We start from the raw sequence: 1835 nt of genomic DNA, 5'->3' as shown, positions 1-1835 counted from the left end.
GGCAGCCATTCCGTCGCCGTCGGCGTCGACCAGCCGGTCAGCATCGATGTGCGCGGCAGCGTCGGCTATTATTGCGCCGGCATGAATGCCGGCGGCACCATCACCGTGCATGGCTCGGCCGGGCCCGGCGTCGGCGAGAACATGATGTCGGGCTCGATCGTGGTCAAAGGCGACGCCAGCCAGTATGCCGGAGCCACCGGCCGCGGCGGCCTCTTGGTCATCGAGGGCAATGCCTCGTCGCGCTGCGGCATCTCGATGAAGGGCATCAACATCGTTGTCCGCGGCAATATCGGCCACATGTCGGCCTTCATGGCGCAGTCCGGCAATCTGGTGGTGCTGGGCGATGCTGGCGATGCGCTGGGCGACTCCATCTACGAGGCGCGGCTCTTCGTGCGCGGCAAGGTCAAAAGCCTGGGCGCCGACTGCATCAAAAAGGAGATGCGGCCCGAGCATATCGCCCTGCTCCAGGACCTGCTCGACCGGGCCGGCATCAAGGATGCCAGGCCGGAAGAGTTCACCCGCTACGGCTCGGCTCGCACGCTCTACAACTTCAACATCGACAACGCTGACGCATACTGAGGACGACCATGAGCTACCACAATCCTCCGACGACGCCGCGCAAGTCAGCGACCTTCGATGACTATGCGATCTCGGAAATCCGCCGCGCCGCCGCCACCGGCATCTATGACATCCGCGGCGCCGGCTCCAAGCGCAAGGTTCCGCATTTCGACGACCTGCTTTTCCTCGGCGCCTCGATCTCGCGCTATCCGCTCGAAGGCTATCGCGAGCGCTGCGACACCAGCGTGGTGCTGGGCTCGCGCCATGCGAAAAGGCCGATCGAGCTGAAGATCCCGATCACCATCGCCGGCATGAGCTTCGGCTCGCTCTCCGGTCCGGCCAAGGAAGCGCTCGGCAGGGGCGCAACCATTGCCGGGACATCGACCACCACCGGCGACGGCGGCATGACCGAGGAGGAGCGCGGCCATTCCAAGACGCTGGTCTACCAGTACCTGCCGTCGCGCTACGGCATGAACCCGCGCGATCTGCGCCGCGCCGACGCGATCGAGGTCGTGGTCGGCCAGGGCGCCAAGCCCGGCGGCGGCGGCATGCTGCTTGGTCAGAAGATCTCCGACCGCGTCGCCGAGATGCGCACGCTGCCCAAGGGCATCGACCAGCGCTCGGCCTGTCGCCATCCCGACTGGACCGGTCCCGACGATCTGGAAATCAAGATCCTGGAACTGCGCGAGATCACCGACTGGGAAAAGCCGATCTTTCTGAAGGTCGGCGGGGCGCGCCCCTACTACGACACCGCGCTTGCGGTGAAGGCCGGCGCCGACGTCGTGGTGCTCGACGGCATGCAGGGCGGCACCGCGGCAACCCAGGAAGTGTTCATCGAGCATGTCGGCCAGCCGACGCTCGCCTGCATCAGGCCGGCGGTGAAGGCGCTGCAGGACCTCGGCATGCATCGCAAGGTGCAGCTGATCGTGTCCGGCGGCATCCGCAACGGCGCCGATGTCGCCAAGGCGCTGGCGCTTGGCGCCGATGCCGTATCGATCGGCACCGCGGCATTGATTGCGCTCGGCGACAACGATCCGCGCTGGGAGGACGAATACCGAAAGCTCGGCACCACCGCGGGCGCCTATGACGACTGGCATGAGGGCAAGGACCCGGCGGGCATCACCACGCAGGACCCCGAACTGATGAAGCGGGTCGATCCGATCGTCGCCGGACGACGGCTGGCGAACTACCTCAAGGTGATGACGCTGGAAGCGCAGACGATTGCCCGCGCCTGCGGCAAAAATCACCTGCACAATCTCGAGCCGGAAGATCTCTGC

The 1835-nt window shown here is 66.1% G+C and carries 2 protein-coding genes; both read left to right on the top strand.

What is annotated here, in order from left to right; translation table 11 throughout:
* A partial coding sequence (locus tag RFN28_RS34410; protein WP_320291567.1) for a GltB/FmdC/FwdC-like GXGXG domain-containing protein occupies positions 1-579 on the top strand: 579 nt, incomplete at its 5' end.
* Positions 580-587: 8 nt separating this feature from the next.
* On the top strand, positions 588-1835 hold a 1248-nt coding region (locus tag RFN28_RS34405; protein WP_320291566.1), incomplete at its 3' end, for an FMN-binding glutamate synthase family protein.

The sequence above is a fragment of the Mesorhizobium album genome (genome assembly GCF_033977205.1).
GTDB classification, from domain to species: domain Bacteria; phylum Pseudomonadota; class Alphaproteobacteria; order Rhizobiales; family Rhizobiaceae; genus Mesorhizobium; species Mesorhizobium album.
This window is presented reverse-complemented; position numbering and strand designations above follow the sequence as displayed.